At 67.2% G+C, this 424-nt stretch carries 1 pseudogene; it reads right to left on the bottom strand.

The features are described from left to right. Nucleotides 1–424 (bottom strand): annotated as a pseudogene (locus A3728_RS23160) (hypothetical protein); the annotation flags it as partial.

Below are 424 nucleotides of genomic sequence, written 5' to 3'. Positions count from 1 at the left end.
GCAGGAATTCGGCCCAATAGGGCGGCGCCTGTTTCTTCGCCAGTTCGAGGTAGACCGACTGCAGGAACGACGGTTGATCCCGCAGCAGGCAGACCACGCGCACCTCTTCGAAGGCGGAGGCCCAGCGGCGGATCGCCGGCAGATCGGGCTGCATGCAGGGCTGGCCGCGGGAAAGCTCCTCCGTGCTCAGCAGGATGGTGTGATCGCTTGCCGCGTACCGGCGGGCGAGCGCCTGCCACGCGGCGGCGGATCCGCCTGCATAGGTGAAGGCGGGCGGCAGGCTGACCCAATCGGCGACGAGCCCGTGGTGGCCCTGCGCCGAACCCATGCGGGGATAGATCAACCCGTGGCTGCGAAACCCTTCCCTATGGGTGGCGAAGACCTGCTGTATCGTGGTGCTGGCGGTCTTGTGGGTGCCGATATG

Source organism: Sulfitobacter sp. HI0040, from assembly GCF_001634885.1.
Classification (GTDB): domain Bacteria; phylum Pseudomonadota; class Alphaproteobacteria; order Rhodobacterales; family Rhodobacteraceae; genus Sulfitobacter.
This window is presented reverse-complemented; position numbering and strand designations above follow the sequence as displayed.